Origin of the sequence: Pseudoblastomonas marina (assembly GCF_034374265.1) — a bacterium.
Classification (GTDB): domain Bacteria; phylum Pseudomonadota; class Alphaproteobacteria; order Sphingomonadales; family Sphingomonadaceae; genus Alteriqipengyuania_A; species Alteriqipengyuania_A marina.
This window is the reverse complement of the sequence record NZ_CP139718.1, coordinates 80369-100042: the sequence shown is the minus strand read 5'-3', so window position 1 is coordinate 100042 and position 19674 is coordinate 80369. Positions and strand designations below refer to the sequence as shown.

The 19674-nt window shown below is 67.1% G+C and carries 24 protein-coding genes and 1 tRNA gene; 14 read left to right on the top strand and 11 right to left on the bottom strand.

Going from position 1 to position 19674, the window contains the following annotated elements:
- The first annotated feature begins 129 nt into the window (after window positions 1-129).
- The 7 genes from pyrE to ruvX are packed head-to-tail and all read left to right on the top strand — an operon-like array spanning window position 130 to window position 5447.
- The gene (gene pyrE, locus T8S45_RS00445) at window positions 130-711 is read left to right on the top strand and encodes an orotate phosphoribosyltransferase (protein ID WP_322294259.1); all 582 of its coding nucleotides are present in this window, start codon (window positions 130-132) and stop codon (window positions 709-711) included.
- A complete protein-coding gene (locus T8S45_RS00440; protein WP_322294258.1) occupies window positions 708-1448 on the top strand; it encodes a pyridoxine 5'-phosphate synthase in 741 nt (246 codons plus the stop codon). The genes pyrE and T8S45_RS00440 overlap by 4 nt, the downstream gene beginning before the upstream one ends.
- On the top strand, window positions 1445-1846 hold the full coding sequence (acpS, locus tag T8S45_RS00435; protein WP_188641153.1) for a holo-ACP synthase: 402 nt from the start codon (window positions 1445-1447) through the stop codon (window positions 1844-1846). Before T8S45_RS00440 ends, acpS begins: the two co-directional genes overlap by 4 nt.
- Window positions 1843-2742 carry a signal peptidase I gene (gene lepB / locus T8S45_RS00430; protein WP_322294257.1) on the top strand — a complete coding sequence of 300 codons (900 nt, stop codon included), beginning with the start codon at window positions 1843-1845 and terminating at the stop codon, window positions 2740-2742. The genes acpS and lepB overlap by 4 nt, the downstream gene beginning before the upstream one ends.
- On the top strand, window positions 2739-3857 hold the full coding sequence (locus tag T8S45_RS00425; RefSeq protein WP_322294256.1) for an AI-2E family transporter: 1119 nt from the start codon (window positions 2739-2741) through the stop codon (window positions 3855-3857). Before lepB ends, T8S45_RS00425 begins: the two co-directional genes overlap by 4 nt.
- Entirely contained in the window at window positions 3857-4963 is a 1107-nt protein-coding gene (locus T8S45_RS00420; RefSeq protein WP_188641150.1) for a DUF3089 domain-containing protein, read from the top strand. The genes T8S45_RS00425 and T8S45_RS00420 overlap by 1 nt, the downstream gene beginning before the upstream one ends.
- 10 nt (window positions 4964-4973) lie before the next feature.
- Window positions 4974-5447, top strand: coding sequence for a Holliday junction resolvase RuvX (gene ruvX / locus T8S45_RS00415; RefSeq protein WP_188641149.1), 474 nt, complete (start codon window positions 4974-4976; stop codon window positions 5445-5447).
- On the opposite strand, the gene T8S45_RS00410 is transcribed toward ruvX, so the two are convergent.
- Genes T8S45_RS00410 through T8S45_RS00400 form a run of 3 tightly spaced genes read right to left on the bottom strand, consistent with a single transcriptional unit; the run spans window position 5444 to window position 7468 of the window.
- Window positions 5444-6340, bottom strand: coding sequence for a transposase (locus tag T8S45_RS00410; protein ID WP_188641148.1), 897 nt, complete (start codon window positions 6338-6340; stop codon window positions 5444-5446). The two genes, ruvX and T8S45_RS00410, sit on opposite strands and share 4 nt — an antisense overlap.
- Window positions 6328-7284: a hypothetical protein gene (locus T8S45_RS00405; protein ID WP_322294255.1), complete on the bottom strand. Its 957-nt coding sequence runs from the start codon at window positions 7282-7284 to the stop codon at window positions 6328-6330. Before T8S45_RS00405 ends, T8S45_RS00410 begins: the two co-directional genes overlap by 13 nt.
- A gap of 22 nt (window positions 7285-7306) precedes the next feature.
- Window positions 7307-7468: a hypothetical protein gene (locus tag T8S45_RS00400; protein ID WP_188641146.1), complete on the bottom strand. Its 162-nt coding sequence runs from the start codon at window positions 7466-7468 to the stop codon at window positions 7307-7309.
- Window positions 7469-7680: 212 nt separating this feature from the next.
- On the opposite strand from T8S45_RS00400, the gene T8S45_RS00395 reads away from it, so the two are divergent.
- Both T8S45_RS00395 and T8S45_RS00390 read left to right on the top strand, forming a co-directional pair.
- Complete coding sequence (locus T8S45_RS00395; protein WP_322295250.1) at window positions 7681-8037, top strand: PaaI family thioesterase; 357 nt, start codon at window positions 7681-7683, stop codon at window positions 8035-8037.
- Entirely contained in the window at window positions 8037-8447 is a 411-nt protein-coding gene (locus T8S45_RS00390; RefSeq protein ID WP_188641144.1) for a PaaI family thioesterase, read from the top strand. Before T8S45_RS00395 ends, T8S45_RS00390 begins: the two co-directional genes overlap by 1 nt.
- Here T8S45_RS00390 and lysA read toward each other — a convergent pair.
- From lysA to argH, 3 genes are read right to left on the bottom strand one after another with little or no spacing between them, the layout of a single operon-like run.
- Complete coding sequence (gene lysA, locus T8S45_RS00385; protein ID WP_322294254.1) at window positions 8444-9703, bottom strand: diaminopimelate decarboxylase; 1260 nt, start codon at window positions 9701-9703, stop codon at window positions 8444-8446. The two genes, T8S45_RS00390 and lysA, sit on opposite strands and share 4 nt — an antisense overlap.
- 9 nt (window positions 9704-9712) lie before the next feature.
- On the bottom strand, window positions 9713-9949 hold the full coding sequence (locus T8S45_RS00380) for a hypothetical protein (RefSeq protein WP_188641142.1): 237 nt from the start codon (window positions 9947-9949) through the stop codon (window positions 9713-9715).
- Window positions 9946-11328 (bottom strand): argininosuccinate lyase, encoded by a 1383-nt coding sequence (gene argH, locus T8S45_RS00375; RefSeq protein ID WP_322295249.1) that lies wholly within the window; start codon window positions 11326-11328, stop codon window positions 9946-9948. The genes T8S45_RS00380 and argH overlap by 4 nt, the downstream gene beginning before the upstream one ends.
- A gap of 16 nt (window positions 11329-11344) precedes the next feature.
- Between argH and T8S45_RS00370 the strand changes: the two genes are divergently transcribed.
- Entirely contained in the window at window positions 11345-11899 is a 555-nt protein-coding gene (locus tag T8S45_RS00370; RefSeq protein WP_322294253.1) for a TlpA family protein disulfide reductase, read from the top strand.
- Here T8S45_RS00370 and T8S45_RS00365 read toward each other — a convergent pair.
- Both T8S45_RS00365 and T8S45_RS00360 read right to left on the bottom strand, forming a co-directional pair.
- Window positions 11896-13143 (bottom strand): FAD-dependent oxidoreductase, encoded by a 1248-nt coding sequence (locus tag T8S45_RS00365; protein ID WP_322294252.1) that lies wholly within the window; start codon window positions 13141-13143, stop codon window positions 11896-11898. The two genes, T8S45_RS00370 and T8S45_RS00365, sit on opposite strands and share 4 nt — an antisense overlap.
- A 54-nt stretch (window positions 13144-13197) precedes the next feature.
- Window positions 13198-13273: transfer RNA gene (locus tag T8S45_RS00360), tRNA-Val, on the bottom strand.
- A gap of 75 nt (window positions 13274-13348) precedes the next feature.
- Here T8S45_RS00360 and T8S45_RS00355 point away from each other — a divergent pair.
- Window positions 13349-14329 carry an asparaginase gene (locus T8S45_RS00355; protein ID WP_322294251.1) on the top strand — a complete coding sequence of 327 codons (981 nt, stop codon included), beginning with the start codon at window positions 13349-13351 and terminating at the stop codon, window positions 14327-14329.
- Window positions 14330-14331: 2 nt separating this feature from the next.
- On the opposite strand, the gene T8S45_RS00350 is transcribed toward T8S45_RS00355, so the two are convergent.
- A complete protein-coding gene (locus T8S45_RS00350; protein ID WP_322294250.1) occupies window positions 14332-15315 on the bottom strand; it encodes a winged helix DNA-binding protein in 984 nt (327 codons plus the stop codon).
- A gap of 118 nt (window positions 15316-15433) precedes the next feature.
- On the opposite strand from T8S45_RS00350, the gene T8S45_RS00345 reads away from it, so the two are divergent.
- Entirely contained in the window at window positions 15434-15973 is a 540-nt protein-coding gene (locus T8S45_RS00345) for an RNA polymerase sigma factor (protein WP_322294249.1), read from the top strand.
- Window positions 15970-16344, top strand: coding sequence for a DUF6768 family protein (locus tag T8S45_RS00340; RefSeq protein WP_322294248.1), 375 nt, complete (start codon window positions 15970-15972; stop codon window positions 16342-16344). The genes T8S45_RS00345 and T8S45_RS00340 overlap by 4 nt, the downstream gene beginning before the upstream one ends.
- Here the strand turns inward: T8S45_RS00340 and T8S45_RS00335 are convergent.
- Both T8S45_RS00335 and T8S45_RS00330 read right to left on the bottom strand, forming a co-directional pair.
- Window positions 16341-16883 (bottom strand): L,D-transpeptidase family protein, encoded by a 543-nt coding sequence (locus T8S45_RS00335; RefSeq protein WP_322294247.1) that lies wholly within the window; start codon window positions 16881-16883, stop codon window positions 16341-16343. The two genes, T8S45_RS00340 and T8S45_RS00335, sit on opposite strands and share 4 nt — an antisense overlap.
- A gap of 60 nt (window positions 16884-16943) precedes the next feature.
- Window positions 16944-18233: an adenylosuccinate synthase gene (locus T8S45_RS00330; RefSeq protein ID WP_322294246.1), complete on the bottom strand. Its 1290-nt coding sequence runs from the start codon at window positions 18231-18233 to the stop codon at window positions 16944-16946.
- A gap of 345 nt (window positions 18234-18578) precedes the next feature.
- Here T8S45_RS00330 and T8S45_RS00325 point away from each other — a divergent pair, with 345 nt between their 5' ends.
- On the top strand, window positions 18579-19394 hold the full coding sequence (locus T8S45_RS00325; protein ID WP_322294245.1) for an aldo/keto reductase: 816 nt from the start codon (window positions 18579-18581) through the stop codon (window positions 19392-19394).
- The last annotated feature ends 280 nt before the right edge of the window (window positions 19395-19674 follow it).

The window sequence follows — 19674 nt, the reverse complement described above, 5'->3', positions numbered from 1 at the left end:
ATGCGCGCCATGCTCCCGCAGCCGCAGGAATGAGCGGGCCTATACGCATGGTTGCGAGGGTTCTCAAGCGCCTCTAGGGAATTTTTCCAACGCGCCCGTCGGCGCGCACGACAGGAGATTCCAGACCCGATGTCCGATGAAGAGGTCCTTGCCGAATTCCGCGCCGCCGAAGCGCTGCTGGAGGGGCATTTCGTCCTCTCCTCGGGCCGTCACAGCGCCAATTACCTCCAGTGCGCGCGCGTACTGATGGACCCCGAACGCGCCGGCCGGCTGGCGATGGCACTCAGCCGCAAGATCCCGCGCGAGATTCGCGGCGAGATCCAGAAAGTCGTGAGCCCGGCGATGGGCGGATTGATCATCGGACATGAAATGGGCCGCGCGCTCGGCAAGGAAGCGATCTTCCTCGAACGCCCGACCGGCACCTTCGAGCTGCGCCGCGGATTCGGGATCGAACCGGGCGAGAAATGCCTGATGGTCGAGGACGTCGTGACCACCGGCCTGTCGAGCCGCGAGGCGATCGCGGCGGTCGCAGCGGCAGGCGGCGAGGTGATCGCGGAGGTCGCGCTGGTCGATCGCTCGGCGGGCGAAGTCGATCTCGGCGTGCCGTTCCTCCCGCTGATCGAACTGACGTTCCCGACCTATGCCGAGGATGAGGTCCCTGAGGAGCTCGCTGCGGTGCCGGTGACCAAGCCCGGGAGCCGCAAGGCTTGAACCGCCCGCTCCGCCTCGGTGTGAACATCGATCACGTCGCGACGATCCGCAACGCGCGCGGTGGCGACCACCCCGACCCGGTGCGCGCGGCCGAGATCGTCGCCAGCGTCGGCGGCGACGGGATCACCGCGCATCTGCGCGAGGATCGCCGCCATATCCGCGACGAGGACCTGCGGCGCATCCAGGATGCGACCGACCTGCCGCTGAACCTCGAAATGGCGGCGACCGACGAAATGCTCGCGATCGCGCTCGCGCACAGGCCGCACGCCGCCTGCATCGTCCCCGAGAAGCGTGAGGAACGCACCACCGAGGGCGGGCTCGATGCGGCAGGCCAGCACAACCATTTGCAGCGCTACGTCGATTCGCTGCGCGAGGCCGATATCCGCGTCAGCCTGTTCATCGAGGCGAGCGAGCGACAACTGGACGCCGCGCTCAGGCTCGGGGTGCCGGTGGTCGAATTCCACACCGGCGAGTACGCCCACGCGCAGAGCGATGGTGACAGCGAGCGGACCGCGCGCGAGTTGAAACGCATCGCCGACATGGCCGCGCTCGCCTCGAAGAACGGGATCGAACCGCATGCGGGGCACGGGCTGACCTACGAGAACGTGCAGCCGATCGCCGCCATTCCGCAGCTCGCCGAACTCAATATCGGGCATTACCTCGTCGGCGAGGCGGTGTTCGTCGGGCTCGAAGAAGCCGTCCGCCGCATGCGCGACCTGATGGACGAAGCGCGTTGATCATCGGGCTCGGCTCCGACCTCTGCAATATCGAGCGGATTCAGTCCGCGCTCGACCGCCACGGCGAGCGGTTCGAGCGGCGTTGCTTCACCGAAGTCGAGCGCGCCAAGGCGCAGCGCCGCGAACTGGCGCGGGCAGGCACCTACGCCAAGCGATTCGCCGCGAAGGAGGCCTTCTCCAAGGCAGTCGGGACCGGCTTCAAGCGCGGGGTGTTCATGAAGGATATCGGGGTGGTCAACGCCCCTTCGGGCAAGCCGACGCTGGCGCTGACCGGCGGCGCTGCGAAACGGCTTGCGGAGATCGTGCCCGATGGTCATGAGGCGCATATTCACCTGACCCTCACCGACGATCATCCATGGGCGCAGGCCCTGGTGGTGATCGAAGCATTCCCCGCATGACCGAACAACCCTCCGGCGAGACCGCCGCTTCCAAAGACGACAAGACCCCGATCGACTGGCTGGGGGAATTGCGCGGCCTCGCGCTGATGCTGCTCGCCGTGCTGGCGTTCCACAGCTTCGTCGCCAAGCCGTTCTACATTCCTTCCGGATCGATGATGCCGGGCCTGCTGGTCGGCGACCGCCTCGTCGTCAGCAAGTGGCCCTACGGCTACAGCTGGGTCTCGGCGAGCTTCCACGTCCTGCCGCGCGGCGACTGGCGCATGTTCGGCGGCACGCCCGAATATGGCGACGTGGTGATCGTCGTCCCTCCCGACCGCAAGGAAGACTATATCAAGCGCGTGGTCGCGCTGCCCGGCGACCGGATCGCGCTGCGCGGCGGGCGGATCGTGCTCAACGGCCGGATCGTTCCGCAGGAGGTCGAGCCCGCGATCGACGTGCCGGTCGATCTCAACATGCCCTGCGGCCACAGCTCGTCGGGCGATGTCGTGCGTAGCGCCGACGGCGGCGGCGATCTGTGCCGCATCCCGGTCCTGCGCGAAACCATGCCCAACGGCGCAAGCTACCTCGTCACCGACGACGAACCCAAATACAGCGACGAGATGGACGAGATCACCGTCCCCGAGGGCCATGTCTTCCTGATGGGCGACAATCGCGACTACTCGTCCGACAGCCGCGTACCCGCCGGTTTCGAACAGGGCCTGGGTGGCCCAGTCCCACTCGCCGATGTCGGCGGGCGCGCCGAATTCATCACCTTTTCGCTCGACGGCAGCGCAAGCTGGAACCCGCTCTCGTGGTGGGGAGCCTTGCGCGAAGGTCGCGCCTGGCGCAGTTTGCGCCCGGTGCGGCGACCGGTACCCGCCGACACCATCGAAGTGAGGGAAGCGAAAACCGAATGAGCAAGGCCGAACAACAAACCTCGCGGTCCGAACAGGCCAGCCCGACCCGGATCACCGACCCCAAGATGCGCGGGGAACTCCAGCGCGCTACGATCTGGGTCGCGGTGGTCGGTGCCGCCTATATCGCCTGGACCATCGCCCAGCCGATCCTGATCATCGTGGGCGCGCTTGTTTTTGCAGCGATGATCGACGGCGGCGCCCGCCTGCTCGGCCGCGGGCTGAAGATCGGGCGCGGTTGGCGGGTCACGATCATCCTGCTCGGCATGGTCGCCTTCCTCGCGTGGCTCGGCTATTTTGCGGGCACGCAGATCGCCCAGCAGGCGGCCGAGTTCTCGACCCTTATCGGGCAGCAGGTCGGCCGGCTGTTCGCCTGGGCCGCCGAGAACGGATTCGCGGTCGACCAAAGCAATATCCGCGACATCATCGGCCAGGTTTCGAGCGGGGTCGGCACGATCACGCGCGCGATCGGCGGCGTGGTCGGCGGACTGACGACGCTGCTCCTCATCGCGATCATCGGCATCTTCATCGCGATCGACCCGAACGTCTACGAACGCGGCGTCTCGTGGATGGTCACGAAGAAGAAGCGCGACGACTTCCACGTCCTCGTCACCCGGCTCGGCCACACACTGCGCCGACTGATGGCCGGCCGCCTGCTCGGTATGGTGATCGAGGGGATCTTCACCTACATCCTGCTCGCGCTCTACGGCGTGCCGATGGCGGCGCTGCTGGCGCTGCTGACCGGATTGCTCGCCTTCATCCCCAATATCGGTGCGCTGATCTCGGGCGTTCTGATGGTCCTGGTCGGCTTCTCGGGTGGGGTCGAGATGGGCCTCTACACGATCTTCGTCTATTTCGCGGTGCAGATGATCGACGGGTATATCCTGATCCCGATGATCGCGAAGAAGACCGTCGATCTCGCCCCCGCGCTGGTGCTCGCCGCGCAGCTGATCCTCGGCGCGCTGTTCGGAATCCTCGGGCTGGCCCTCGCCGATCCGATCGTAGCGATGATCAAGACGGCGCTCGAGCAGCGTTCCGAAAACAACGATCGCGACGATGCGCTGAAGGCCGACCGGGCCCGGCGCGCCCAGCGCAAGAAAGTCGGCGAAGCGACCTGATGGCCCGCAAGTTCCTGTATTTCATCGCCGGAATTGCGGTGCTCGTGATCGCGGGCGCGTTCCTGCTCAACATCTATGCCAATGAGTTAACGCGCTACGCCACGGTGCCCGACGTCGAATTCGTCGAACAGGAAGCGCTCGAGGAAAGCGTCTATGCGAACCCGGCGATGTGGTTCTCGCGCCCGGGCATGGTGGACGATCCGGCCGATTTCCTGCCCGAGGGATTCGATCGAGGCGAGGACGCGCCCGAAGCGGCGGTGTTCTTCATCCACCCGACCAGCTTCTTCAGCAAGCAGGCGTGGAACGCCCCGCTCGAGGACTCGAGCGCCAACGCCCGCGCGACGCTGTTCCTGCGCGGGCTTGCGAGCCCGTTCAACGGCGCCACCGAATTGTGGGCGCCGCGCTATCGCCAGGCGACGTTCGGCGCGTTCCTGACCGACAAGCCCGAAGGCGACGAAGCGCTGGAAGCCGCCTATCGCGACGTCGAAATGGCGTTCGACCAGTTCCTCGAAGAGATCGACGCGGACCGCCCAATCGTGATCGCCGGGCACAGCCAGGGAGCGTTTCACGCGATGACCCTGCTGGCGCGCCGGGTGAAAGGCACGCCGGTCGCCGAACGGATCGCCGCTGCTTATATCGTGGGGTGGCCACTGAGCCTCGATCACGACCTGCCCGAGCTCCCGCTCCCGGCCTGCGAAACGGCTGACAGCACCGGCTGCATCCTCAGCTGGTCGAGCTATGCCGAGCCGGCCGATACCTCGCTCACGCTCGAGGCCTATGCCAGCTCGCCCGGGCTCGACGGGACCCCCCGCGGGACGAGCCCGTTCCTGTGCACCAACCCGCTGACCGGCACGCCCAGCGAAGACGCGCCCGCGACCAGCAATCGTGGTACGCTGGTGCCCAATGCCGAGCTGACCGAGGCCGAGCTCGTGGCCGAGTCCGTCCCGGCGCGCTGCGGCGAGGAGGGCTTCCTCTATATCGGCGATCCGCCCGAAGTCGGCCAGGGCGTGCTGCCCGGCAACAATTATCACGTCTACGACATCCCGCTGTTCTGGCTGAACCTGCGCGAGGATTTCGCGCGCCGCGTCGCCGCGTTCGGCCAATGAGCGCGCCGCGATGAGCTTCGTCACCGACAACGCGAGCGAGTTCCGCGACGCGCTGCCCGATGGCGGCGTGCTGCTCGCACTCGACGTGGGCACAAAGACAGTGGGCACCGCGACTTGCGATGCCGGGTGGCGCTTCGCGACACCCGACAAGGTGTTGCCGCGTGGCAAGTTCACCGTCGACCGCGCGAAACTGACCGAACTGATCGCCGCGCGGCGGGTCGAGGGGATCGTCGTCGGCCTGCCGCTCAACATGGACGGGAGTGCCGGGCCGCGCTGCCAGGCGAGCCGCGCCTATGCCCGCAACCTCGCCGATATAGGCCTGCCGATCCTGCTTTGGGACGAGCGCCTGTCGACCGCAAGCGCCGATGCGGCGATGATCGACCAGCGCCTGTCGCGCGCCAAACGCGCGCAGAAGATCGACGCGCAGGCCGCCGCGGTGATCCTGCAATCGGCGCTCGACAGGCTCACCGGCAGCGCGTTCTAGCCAGCCAGCTCCCGGCGCCGCCGCGCTGCCTCTTTCGCGACCAGCAGGCTCCCCGCCCCCTCCGCCTCGCGCCATAGCGCATCGCGCGCGGTCTCGTTCTGGGCGACCGCCGCCCGGGCTTCCCAGCAGGCATAGCGCATCCGGTCCGAGGGGTGCGTCCGCCCGAAGCGCTCTGCGAGATCGCAGGCCGCCTCGCTCTGCAAGGAAACCGCGATGCGGATGAACGCTTCGCTCGACCCCGCGCCGAGCCGGTCCGAAATCGTCCCTCGCTCGACATCGAAAGCGTATTGATCGAGCCAGCCGCAGGCCCCGTCGACATGCATGACGTTTAACGACACCGACATCGATTCGGGTGGTAACTGCCGGTGGATATCAACATGCGCGCGATAGAGCATGAGCTTGCCGGGCGTCAGTTGCTGGCGCCCCTTCGGCACCAGCGGCACCCGCTGCTCCCGATAACCGATCGCCGCTTCGTAATCGTATTCCCAGTATTCCGAGCGATAGCCGGGGCCGAAATAGCCCAGCGTCAGGAAGTTGAAATTGTGGTCGTGCGGCAGGTCGTACTGGAACGCGGCACGCCCGCTCGCGACCAGCGGCTGGTCGGTTTCCGACGGCCAGATATTCGCCCGCAGGAAGGCGCCCGATTGCGCCGGGGACAGCACGATCGATTGCGGACCGTAGCTCTGCGCGTCCGGCACGCTTTCGCGATCGGCGAGTTCGCGCGCGATCAGGTCGCCGAGGAAGCGCCGGTCGTTGCCGAGCTGGCGCAGGTGCAGCGCCGCTAGCATCAGGCTCTCCTCCACGCGCGGATCGAAGCCGTCGCGGGCGAGCGCATCGACGCACTGGTCGAGCCCGATCACGCCCTCCTCTTCGCATGCGATCACACGGGGCATTGCGGGCGCTCCTCGAGCGCGGCGAGCTGCGGGTGCGCCTCGAGCAATTGGGCGCGCAATGCCGCGGCGTCGGGCTGGATCGGATCGCCGGTCCGCTGCGCGAGTTCGCCCAGAAGGTGGAAGCCGGTGGCGGTATCGAGACCGAGACATTCGCGCACCGCTTCCCACCGCAGTGCGACCTCATCCGCGTCGCGCGCGATCCCGGCCAGTACCGGCGCGTCCTCGCGGCGGTTCATCCGGCCGAGCAGCGCGACCATCAACGCCCGGCGGCTTTCGCGGACGTCGCCCGAAGCCTGCCCGATCAGCGCACCCGTCGCGAGATCGTAGGCACGGGCCGGCGTGGCCACCTCTGCGCGGCGTTGCAGCCGAAGGAGCGTGAGGCAGCTCGCAATATGCTCGATCGCGAGGACTTCGCGGCTCCCGCGACGACCATTCGTATCACCGCGTCGCAGGACGAGCGGGTCCTGTTCGAACGTCAGCGATCCGCTCTCTTCCCGCGCGCGGATCAGGTGGCCCGCCATCGCACCCGCGAGGACGACGTCCCAACTTTCGATATCGCTCAGCACGCAGGAGCTGGGGTCTTCCCCGGCCGCGAAAGCGGGCGTGCGACATTCCAGCGAGAGCGTGACCCGGCCGGCGCGCGACAGCATCAGCGAGGAGCGCCCCGCATGATGCGTGTGCCGAAAGGCGACATGCGCCAGCGGTAAAGCGTCGAGCCCGCAGACCAATTCCGCCACCAGCGCGTCGACAAATTCGCGCGCGCCCCGATACGTCGTCAGCGCGGCGAGCGCAGGCAGGTCGGCGAGCCTCTCCCCCGCAGCGAAGCATGCGAGCGCCTCGTCCACCGCCCGGACCCGGGCGCTGTCGCGCCACGCCCCGATCCGGCGATGCATTTCCGCCTGCGCGGTGCGCTGCGGGCCGTCATCGGCCCGCAGCGCACGCAATTCCGATCGGATCAGCACCGGATCAGATCAGCGCGTCGGGCGGCAGGATCTCGTAGAGATAGGTCATCAGGATAATGAGCGTATCGTCCGAACCGGGCGATCCGCTCGCCATGAGCGAACCGAAAATCCCGGTGAGCGTGTCGAGCGACGGCAGCGATGCCACGTCGATGGTGGGCAGTTGCATGTGTTTCCCCTCCTCATGTTCCCGCACACCAATTGCATGCGGGCCGCGCACAAGCTGCAAGCGGTGGCATCGAAAGCGGAATTAAAAGATTGTAATCGGATCGCCGCATCCGCAGGAGCTTCGGCATGAGCGATCGACCCGCGACGACGAACATCCAGCCCGACCTGCTGGCCAAGGCGCTGACGCGCGGCGGGCACGGGGGCTGGCTCGGCATGCAATATCACGCGCATGGCGATGGCTGGGTCGAGCTGGCGCTGCCGTGGAAGCAAGAGCTGGTCGGAATGGAAGAGAGCGGGATCCTCGCCTCGGGCCCGATCATCTCGCTGATGGACAATTGCACCTCGATGTCGGTCTGGACCAAGCGCGACGCCTTCGTGCCGCAGGTCACGCTCGACCTCAGGATTGACTACACGCGCGCCGCAACGCCCGGATCGACCGTGATCGGGCGCGGCGAATGCTACAAGCTGACGCGCTCGATGAGCTTCGTGCGGGGTATCGCCTACGAAGACGACCCCGACGACCCGCTGGCCCATGCCGCCGGGGTCTTCATGATGATCGGGAACAACTGATGGCGGAGGAACAGGTCAATATCGCCCGCCGCCTGCCGCCCTATGCGCGTGGACTGGGGATCGAGGTCGAACGGCTCGAAGGCCATGCGCCGGTGCTGGCGATGGATTTTTCGGAGCGCGTGCAGGGCCGCCCCGGCTATCTCCACGGCGGTGCACTCTCGGGCCTGCTCGAAATGGCGGCAATCGCCGCGCTACAGTGCGAACTCGAGGCCGATGGCGGTCTGCGCCGGATCAAGCCGGTCAACGTCACGATCGAATTCATGCGCGGCGGAACCGAGCAGCGCACCTTCGCGCTCGGCCGCGTGACCCGCGCCGGCCGCCGGATCGCCAACGTCCAGGTCGAAGCGTGGCAGGACGACCGCGACAAGCCGATCGCGACCGCGTTTCTCAATATCGCGCTGCGGGATTAATCCAGCCAGTCGGGGATCGGTTCGGCATCCATGATCGCCGCCGCACTCAGGCGTTCGGCCACCACCGCGAATTTTTCACCGTCGACCAGCACCTCGGGCACGAAACCGCGGCTGTTGTAGCTCGATGCCATCGTCGCGCCATAGGCCCCGGCGGTGCGAAGCACGGCAAGATCGCCCGCGGCGAGCCGGTCCATCTCGCGGTCCATTGCAAAGGTATCGCCGGTCTCGCAGATAGGCCCGACGACGTTCGCCGTCGTGCGCTCTCCCGAGGGTTCGACCGCGACGATATCGTGCCACGCGCCGTACATCGCCGGGCGGGCCAGGTCGTTCATCGCCGCGTCGAGCACGTAGAACGGGTGGTTCACTCCACGCTTCACGCGGATCACCCGGGTCAGAAGGACGCCGGCATTGCCCGCGATCACCCGTCCCGGTTCGAACACCAGCTGGACGTCCCAACCCTCGGTGACGCGCGCGACCATCGCACCGTATTCGGCTGGACTCGGATAGGTCTCGCCCGCCTTGTAAGGCACGCCGAGGCCGCCGCCGAGATCGACCGTGTCGATCGGGTGGCCCGCCTCGCGTAGTTCCCGCACCAGCGCACCGATCTTCTCGAACGCCGCCTCGAGCGGATCGAGCGAGGCCAGCTGGCTGCCGATATGGACCGCGACTCCGCGCAGGGCGAGCCCGTCGAGCCCGGCCAGCGCATCGAACAATTCGCGCGCGCGGGCGATCGGGACTCCGAACTTGTTGTCGGCCTTGCCGGTGGTGATCTTGTCGTGCGTCCCGGCATCGATGTCGGGATTGATTCGCAGCACGCAACGCGCATTCTCGCCGCGCGCGGCGGCAAGCTCGGCCAGTTCGCGACCTTCCTCCTCGCTTTCGATATTGAGCTGGCGGATGCCCGCATCGAGCGCGGCTTGCATCTCGGTGCGGGTCTTGCCCACGCCCGAGAATACGATCCGTTCGGGCGGCATACCCGCCGCCAGCGCGCGCGCCAGCTCGCCGCCCGAGACCACATCGGCGCCGAAGCCCTGCTGCGCCAGCACCTTGAGCACGGCAAGGTTGGGATTGGCCTTGACCGCGAAAGCGATCAGCGGAGCATCAAGCGCCGCCAGACCTTCGACGAAGACCTGCGCATGGCGCTCGAGCGTGGCGCGCGAATAGACGTAGACCGGCGTATCGACCGCGTCGGCGATCTGCGGCAGCGATACGTCCTCGGCGTGGAGCACGCCGTCACGAAGCGAGAAATGGTCCATCGGGCAAGGTCACTCGGGAGGAAGGTCGTAGGGATCGTCTTCGCGCTCTTCGGAGCGTTCGCGCAGCTCGACATTGCGTTCGGGCACTGCCTGTTCGCTCGGTTCGAGCAGTTCGTCGGCGGTGGGTTGGTAATCCTGGCCGTAGGGAGCGGGCGGCAATTCCTGGCCCGCCGCGGGCTCGAGAGGGGCCTTGGTCCCGCAGGCCGCGAGCGCGAACACCAGCGCCATAGTTCCGAAGCGTTTCATCGCGCGTCCTCCATGCCCAGCGCCTCGCGCGCCGCCGCCACCTGCTCCCTTACCCGCTCGGGCGCGGCCCCGCCATAGGATGTGCGCGCCGCGACCGAGGCGTCGAGCGTCAGCAAATCGCGCACGCTTTCGTCGATCCGGCCATCGATCGCCTGGAGTGCATCGAGTGGCAGATCGGCGAGGTCGCAGCCGTGTTCGTCGGCGGCCTTCACAGCAGCGCCGGCAACGTGGTGCGCCTCGCGGAACGGAACGCCATGCGTGCGCACCAGCCAGTCGGCGAGATCGGTCGCGGTCGGGTGCCCTGCCCCGGCGACTTCGCGCATCCGTGGCTCGTTGAAAGAGCAGTCTGCGATCATCGCTTCCATCGCGGCGAGGCACAGCTGGAGCAGGCCGTGCGCCTCGAACACCGGCGGCTTGTCGTCCTGCATGTCTTTCGAATAGGCCAGCGGCAGGCCCTTCATCGTCACCATCAAGGCCGTCGCCGAGCCGACGATCCGCCCGGCATGGCCGCGTACCAGTTCGGCCGCATCGGGGTTCTTCTTCTGCGGCATGATCGAACTGCCGGTCGAAAGCGTGTCGGGCAGGCGGACGAAACCGAAGGGTTGGCTCGCCCAGATAATGATCTCTTCCGCGAGCCGCGACAGGTGCAGTGCGCACTGGCTCGCCGCCATCAGGTAATCGAGCGCGAAATCGCGGTCCGACACGGCATCGAGGCTGTTGGCCGTCGGGCGCGCGAAGCCCAACGCCTTGGCCGTCGCGTCGCGATCGATCGCGAACCCCGTGCCCGCCAGCGCCGCGCTGCCGAGCGGGCATTCGTCGGCCCGCGCCCGCGCATCGGCGAAACGCGAGCGATCGCGCCGGAACATCTCGTAATAGGCGAGCAGGTGGTGGCCGAGCGTGACCGGCTGCGCGGCCTGCAAATGGGTGAAGCCCGGCATTACCGTATCGGCATGCTCGCCCGCGCGCGTCACCAGAGCGCGCTGGAGCGTAGCGAGACCCGCCTCGGCCGCCTGCATCGCGTCGAGCGTCCACAGCCGGAAATCGGTCGCGACCTGGTCGTTGCGGCTGCGTGCGGTGTGGAGCTTGCCCGCGACCGGCCCGATCAGCTCGGTCAGCCGCGCCTCGACCGTCATGTGAATGTCTTCGAGCGACCAGTCCTCGGGCACCCCGTCGCGCTCGTATTCGGCGGCGATCGCATCGAGCCCATGGTCGATCTGACGCGCGTCATCTTCGCCGACGATCCCCTGCGCGGCGAGCATCGCGACATGCGCCTTCGATCCGCGGATGTCCTCGCGCCACAGCGCCTTGTCGAACGGGATCGAGGCATTTATCTCGCGCATGATCGCCGAGGGTCCCTCGGCGAACCGTCCACCCCACATGGCATGGGAGGCCCCGTTGCGGTCGTCGTTCACGCTCATTTCCGCCGCCTTTCTCGCACTCGCAGCATCGGGCTGCGATAGGAGCGGGGAGGAAAGCACGCAAGAACCGCAAGCGCAGCAAGCCGCGCCCGGATTCGGCGTCTACCGCGATTATGCCGGCGAGATGCTGCCCGCGATCACCGTGCGCCAGGCCGACGGGAGCGAGCTCGCGCTTCCGGCGCTGGCCGGACGGCCCGTGCTGGTAAACCTCTGGGCGACTTGGTGCGCGCCCTGCGTGACCGAGATGCCGATGCTCGACGAGCTGGCGCAGGACGGCTTGCGCGTGGTCACGATCTCGCAGGACCTGACCGGCGAGGAAGCGGTCGGCCCGTTCTTCGCCGAGCGCGATTTCGAGCGGCTCGAGCCCTGGCTCGACCCCGACAATGCGCTCGCCACCCATTATGCCGGCGGCGTCCTGCCGATGAGCATCTATTACGACGCCAACGGGCAGGAAGTCTGGCGCCTGCTCGGCGATCTCGACTGGACCAGCGAGGAAGCCGCCGCGCTGCTGGCGGAAGCTGACGGGAGCTAGGCCGAAATCGCCTGCGCGAGTGCCCGGTAATCCGGTTGTTCCAGCCCAAGAGTTTGCAACGGCCATCCGAAGAGTCCGCTCATGATCCTGGCCTGTAAAGGCTTGCCCGGCCAGACCCGTGACAGGGGCATCAGCATCCTGTCGCGCAGGAGTGGCGGCATCGCGGCTGTCGACTGGTACAAGGGCGTAAAGAAGCGGGTGACCGCCTGATAGAGCCGGACGTGGTCGGATCGCCAGCGCGCGGCGAGGCGCAAGCCTTCATCGATCGTGCGGCCTTGGGCAAGCCCCCGGGCCAAACCCCATGCATCGAGCAGGGCCATGTTGGCACCCTGGCCCAGTTGGGGGCTGGCGCAATGCCAAGCGTCGCCGATGCGAATGAAGCGATGGCCGTTCGGACCGGGCGCCGTGCGGTGCGCATAGCGGGCGAAGGTCAGGTGCTCTTCGCTGTCGATCCGATCGAGCAGGCAGGCCGTCTCGGGCCACATGCGACGCACCTCGTGCTTCCACGCCTCCAGCCCGGCGGTGCGCCACGCTTCGTGGTCGACGCCCCGCAACGACCAGAAGAACGCCGCCTCGCGCGGGCCCTCGAGCGATCGTCGTCCTGTCGGGAGGACTCCGACCATCCGGGACGCGCGATCGTATCGCTGTTCAAGGAGATTGCCGGCGAAGGGATCCGCCGGATCGAGTTCGACCGTAGCCCAGAGCGCACCGAATTGGAGCAGCCCGCGTCCTCGCTCGCCGAGCGCCGAGCTCCAGCCGCTCGCATCGACGGCCAGGTCAAAGCCGTCGCTTCGGCTGCCATCGGAAAACACGAAGCGGCGCTCACGCGCATCGGCATGGGTGGATACGATATCCTGCGAAGTCCGGATGTCGATCCCGGCTTCGGCGACCGCCTCGTAGAGCACCGCGAACAGGCTGGCGCGGTGGATCCCCATGCCGAAAGCGTCGGTACCTAGGTTTCGATACGGCGAATCGAGCGCGCATCGGCCGTGCTCCTGCAGACCCAGCAAACCGTCGACCCGCGCACCGTGGCGAGCCACGCGCTCGAGCAGGCCCATCGCGTCGAGCACCGCCATGCCGGTCGGCTGCAACATCAATCCCGAGCCGATGGGTCGCGGGGCGTCGAACCGCTCGAACAAGGTTACACTGTGACCGGCACGGTACAGCAGCAGCGCGGCGGCGAGCCCGGCCGGGCCGCAGCCCGCAATGGCTATGGAATAGGAATGGCGCAGCGATCCGGTCACGAATTGATCGACGCCTCTTCGCTATCGCTCGGAAGTTCCAACCGTGGTTGAAACTGGTGGGCGGTGACGGGTTCGAACCGCCGACCCTCTCGGTGTAAACGAGATGCTCTACCAGCTGAGCTAACCGCCCTTTCGCGATCCCTTTAGCGCGCGAGGATGAAGTTTCAATTGCCGATCGCGCGCGGCGGACGCTAGGGGCCGTGGCATGACGGCGAAACGACTTCTGGTCCTCGCAACGGGGGGAACGATTGCGGGACGGGCGGGATCGGCCACCCGGCGCGACTATCGCCCGGGGCAGATCGGAATCGAGGAATTCCTCGCCAATGCCGATTATCTCGAACTCGACGTCGAATTCGACGGCCAGCAACTGGCGGCGATCGGGTCGGAGAACATGTCACCCGCGATCTGGCGCGAAATTCATGCGGCGATCCTCGCAGGCTTCGCGGACGATGATGTCGATGCGATCGTGCTGACCCACGGGACTGATACCGCCGAGGAAACCGCGATCCTGCTCGATCTGACCCTGCCCAACACCAAGCCGGTGGTGATCGTGGGTGCGATGCGGCCCGCCGATGCGGTCGGCAGCGACGGATTGCGCAACTTCGCCAATGCAGTGCGCGTCGCAGCAGACGACGATGCCGCCGGGCGGGGCGTGCTGGTGGTGATGAGCGACCGCGTGCTCGCCGCGCGCGACGTGCGCAAGTCGCGCACCAGCGGCACCGATGCCTTTGCCGGGTTCCCGCGCGACGCGATCGCGCATGTCACGCCGAGCTCGCTCGAATGGTTCGGCCCGCCTTGGCGCGGCGAGGAACAGGCGCGCTTCGCATTCCCGGACGAATTTCCGCAGGTCCCGGTGCTCTACGCCTATGCCGGCATGCCCGCCGATACCGTGACCCAGTGTCTCGCCGCGCATGCAAAGGGAATCGTGCTGGCAGGGTTTGGCGAGGGCAACATGCCCGACGACGTGCGCGCAGCGCTGGCCGAAGCTGCGAAAGGCGGTACCCCTGTGGTCCGCTCGACCCGGGTCGACATGGGGCTGGTCGACCGCGATCCCGACGACGATTGCAACCACTTCATCGCCGCGCGCGCGCTCGGCCCGGCCAAGGCCCGGATCCTGCTGCAATTGCTCCTCGCGAGCGGGATTACCGACCCGGCGCAGATCCAGGCGGCGTTCGACCGGCGCTGAGATCAGACCGCGAAGTCTCCATCGGATTCGCATGCGGCGAAATAGCGCGCCATGGCATCGGCCGCCTTGTCGGTCAGCATGACGAAGGCGCGGCGTCGATCGATATCGTCCGCCACCCGTTCGACGAGCCCGGCCTGCTCGAGCTGGCCGATCCACCGAAGTGCCGTGGTCGCAGGCACGCCGCTGGCGATGCAGAGCGAGGTGACCGAAACGCGCGTGTGCTCGGCCCGGGCCGCTGTCAGGTCGAGCAACATGTCCCAGGCCGGATCGGCGAAGCAGATGCCGGGCAGGTGTTTCGCGCGAGCATGGCGGCGGGCGATCAACTGCCGCACGAGGCGGGGATCGGGCAGCGGAGGCCGCTGGCTGCGGATCAGCGAGCGCTCGCCATCGTCCTTCTCGTGATAGAAATCCATCCCGGGGGATCGCAGCGCCAACCCGTTCCCTGTCGCGTTCCCGGAAATGAGGTCGAGCCGTTCGGCGATCGCCGCGACATGGCCCGTCAGCCGCTCCAGCGTTTCGCGATCCTCGTCGGACAGGTCGCGGACTCGCGCGCTCAGCCTGAGCCGTGCCTCGGCAAGCGCAACCAGCCGTTCGCCCTGTCCGGTATCGACCAGCCAGTGCACCTGCGACCGTTCGAAGCACAGGTAAAGCGCCTCGAGCGCATCGAGCGTAGTCGCGACCACCAGCCGCGCCCCGGCCCGCGCAACCCGCTCGTCGAGCCGAGCCAGCGCCGCCATCGCGCCCGCATCGGGCGCCCCGCAATCGACCACCACGACATCGCCCAGCACCGCCGGACCCGATTCTAGGATCGCCGCCAGCGGGCCGCTGCCGGCCAGCCGGAAGCCGGCTTCGCCGAGATCGTCCTCGATTGCACGCCTGGCCGCGCTCTCGTCGGCGAACACCGACAAGCTGGCCTGCCATGCGCCGTCCCCGCTCTGCGCAGGTTCGTAAGCAAAGTCGGATACGGGCGATTCGACGGTCAACATGCGAACAAGAATAGAACAAACCATGTTTGTGTCAAGAACACTCCGAAATGGAGTAATCCGATTGAACCTTTCGTCCCCCGCCCGCGACTATAGGATCGCAACAGGAGGGACTGCCGTTTTGACTGCTCACCGATCGACCGATGCGCTGCACGACGAATGGCTGGTGGTCCGCCTGCAGCAAGGTGACCGCGCGGCGGCGGGCGAACTCGCCGCGAATTGGCAGCCCCGCCTGATGCGGACCGCGCGGCGCTATCTCGGCGAGGAGACCGGGGTCGAGGCCAGCGTGCAGGAAAGCTGGCTGGCGATCCTGCGGGGGGTCGGTGGATTGCGCGATCCGTCGCGCTTCGCCCCGTGGGCGTTTAAGATCCTGCGTCGCAAATGCACCGACCGGGTGCGCCAGGCCGTGCGCGACCGCGGTCGCACTGCCGAGCTGGAAGACGCGCCGATCGCGCCGCCGCAGGAAGATGCCGCAGCGATCCGTGGTGCAATGGCCTCCTTGCCACCGGACCAGCGGTTCGCCGCGCAACTGTTCTACATCGAGGGGCTGACCCTCGCCGAGATCGCCGAAGCGCAGGACGTGCCGCACGGCACCGCCAAGTCACGCCTTTTCCATGCCCGCCGCAAACTCAAGGCGGCCCTTTCAGGAGACGACCAATGACCGATATCGACAACCGGATCCGCGAGGTACTCGACGCCGACGACCGTGCCTTCCTCGACAGCCTCGACGACGACCGCGGCATGTTCCGCCAGATCGGCGACAGCATGCACGGCCCGCTCGCCGGGTGGGCGAAGTTCAGCTTCGCGCTGGCCTTCGCGATCGGGATCGGGCTCGCCTACGCCTTCTACCGCGCCGTCACCGCCGGCACCACCGACGCCATGCTCGGCTGGGGCCTGACGACGATCGGGCTGCTGATCATGCAGGGCTTTCTCAAGGAATGGCTGTTCGCGCGGATGAACATGCTTTCGATCCTGAGCGAGGTGAAACGGCTGCAATGGCAGGTCGCGCAACTCGAGAAGGCGCGCGACTAGGGCCGGATTTCGATCGGCGTGCCGTCGGGCACGGTCTGCCACAGCTCCTCGATCTCGGCATTGGAGAGCGCGATGCAGCCGTCGGTCCAGTCGTAGGCTATCTTCTGCCCCTCGGGCGATCCGTTGGGCTGGCCGTGAATGAAGATGTCGCCGCCCGGCGAGCGACCGAAGCGCTTGGCATAGGCGCGGTCGGCGGCGTTGGGGTAGTCGATCTTGAGGCTCAGGTGGAACGCGGATTGCGGGTTGCCATAGGCTATCCGGTAGCGCCCTTCCGGCGTGCGCTCGTCGCCCTGGAACTGCTTGTGCCCCTGCGGCGCATCGCCGAACGCGAGGTCCCGATAGGTGCGTACCGCCCGTCCCTCGCGGAACAGCGTCAGCGTCCGGTCCGACTTGTCGACGAGGATGAAGTCGACATTCTTCGTGACGTCGAACGGCTTGTCGATCGACCGCGCGGCGGGGGCACGCTCGACCACCGGTACCTCCGGCGCGGCGCAGGATGCGAGCGCGAGGGCGGAGAGGATGGCGGCGGCGAGTCGCATTCGGTTACGCTATCTCCTGGCCGTTAACGCACCCTTGCCCACCCCGCTCCAGGACGAGCATCAATCCATGAACGGATCGCGCACCAGGATCGTGTCGTCGCGCTCGGGGCTGGTGGAGACCAGCGCCACCGGCGTCTCGATCAGTTCCTGCACGCGCTGGATATACTTGATCGCGTTGGCCGGCAGGTCGGCCCAGCTCCGCGCGCCGGCGGTGCTTTCGCTCCAGCCTTCCATTTCCTCGTAGATCGGCTCGACCGCGGCCTGGTCCGCCGCGTGGGAGGGGAAGTAGTCCATGATCTTGCCGTGGAGGCGATAGCCGGTGCAGATCTTCACCGTGTCGAGCCCGTCGAGCACGTCGATCTTGGTCAGCGCGATGCCGGTGACGCCGCTGATCGCGCAGGTCTGGCGAACCAGCACCGCGTCGAACCAGCCGACCCGCCGCTGGCGCCCGGTGACGGTCCCGAACTCGTGGCCGCGTTCGCCCAGAAGCTGGCCAACATCGTCGTCGAGCTCGGTCGGGAACGGGCCGGAGCCGACACGGGTGGTGTAGGCCTTGACGATGCCGAGCACGAAGCCGGTCGAATTCGGCCCCAGCCCGCTGCCGCTCGCCGCGGTGCCGCTGACCGTGTTCGAGCTGGTGACGAAGGGGTAGGTCCCGTGATCGATGTCGAGCAGTACGCCCTGCGCGCCCTCGAACAGGATCCGCGCGCCCGCCTTGCGCACCTTCTTCAGCCGCTTCCACACCGGCTGCGCGAACTGGAGCACGAAATCGGCGATCTCGCGCAGGTCGCCGAGCAGGCGTTCGCGATCGACCGGCGGCTCGTCGAACCCGGCGCGCAACGCGTCGTGATGCGCGCACAGGCGATCCAGTTGCGGGGTGAGGTCGTCGAGATGGGCGAGGTCGCACACGCGGATCGCGCGGCGACCGACCTTGTCCTCGTAGGCCGGGCCGATTCCGCGCCCGGTGGTGCCGATCTTGCCGGCGCCCGCAGCGGTTTCGCGCATCCCGTCGAGATCGCGGTGGATCGGCAGGATCAGCGGGCAATTGTCGGCGATGGCGAAGTTGTCGGCGGTGATCGTCACCCCCTGCCCCTCGAGCTTCTCGATCTCGGACTTGAGGTGCCACGGATCGAGCACCACGCCGTTGCCGATGATCGAGAGCGTCCCGGTGACGATGCCCGACGGCAGCAGCGAAAGCTTGTAGGTGGTGTCGCCGACGACGAGCGTGTGGCCGGCATTGTGCCCGCCCTGGAAGCGCACGACCGCATCGGCGCGGCTCGCGAGCCAGTCGACGATCTTGCCTTTGCCCTCGTCGCCCCATTGCGCGCCGATCACGGTGACGTTTGCCATCTATTCCAGTCCTGTCGGTAGTTGCGGACGCGCCCTAGCAGACGGGGCGCAGCGGGCAAGCTTGGAGGGGTGCATGGACCGCCGAAGTGGGGGTTTTGCAAAACTCATGCCCGCCGGAAAATGGGTCCATTCCAGTATCTTGCCCCACACCTCCGCTTCGCAAGTGTAACCTTCGGCCAATTCTCCGCTGCACCGCCTTTGTGATCCGACGAACATGCACGCGCGACGTGCCCTCCATTCTCCCGGCAATCGATCGCACCTGCTTCATGCCTGCGAACCTATGCTTCACCCGCGAAGTAGGAAACCCCGCCGCGCCCATGCGTTGCCCCACAAAAGGAGCAATACATGACCCAGACCCCCACCCTCTCGCTCAACGACGGCCGCAACATCCCGCAGCTGGGCTTCGGGACCTACCAGATCGACAACGACGATGCGGCCGAGGCCGTCTCGACCGCGCTCGACGTGGGATACAAGCTGGTCGATACCGCCGCGATCTACGGCAATGAGGAAGGCGTCGGCGAGGGGCTGGGGAGCCATCGCGACATCTGGCTGACGACCAAGATCTGGAACGAGAGCCAGGGCTACGAGCGCGCCAAGGCGGCCTTCGCCAAGTGCCTCGCGCGGCTCGATCGCCCGGTGCTCGACCTCGTGCTGATCCACTGGCCGTGCGCCGAGAACGACAAGTATGTCGAGACGTGGAAGGCGATGATCGAGATGCGCGAGGCCGGGACCGCGCGCAGCATCGGCGTGTCGAACTTCCAGCCCGATCATCTGAAGCGGCTGGCCGACGAGACGGGCGAAGTGCCCGCGCTCAACCAGATCGAGCTGCACCCCTCGTTCCAACAGCGCGACTTGCGCAAGCTGCACGACGAGATGGGGATCGTGACGCAAAGCTGGTCGCCGCTCGGCCAGGGCAACGGGCTCGACAACGAGACAATCAAGGCGATCGCCAAGGAGACCGGCCAGAACGCCGCCGCGGTGATCATCCGCTGGCATATCCAGCACGGCCTCGCGGTGATCCCCAAGGCCAGCAGCCGCGACCACATCGCCGCCAATTTCGAGGCGGTGCGCTTCGAACTCGACGACGACCAGATGGCGCGGATCGACGCGCTGGATGACAAGGACGGGCGGATCGGGCCGCATCCGGATGAGTTTTGTTGAGGGGAGTTTTTGTGGTTACGGACCCGCATCCGCGGGTCCATCCTCGGTGCTGTTCTCTCCGCTTCGCTCCGAGGCACCTGCGGGCGGGCGGTCGCCCTTGCCTCGGCCTGTTCGGCCTCGGACGACCGTCTCGGTCGGGTCCGCTTGGTTCTACGCCAGCGAAATCCGTCCTAGATTTGCGCGCGGTAGCGCGCACGCGGGCGACCGCACGGGCCAACGGCCAACCCAAGCAGCGCGGATGCGCTGCGCCCGGCGTCTGAAGGTCTAAACAAACAACTCC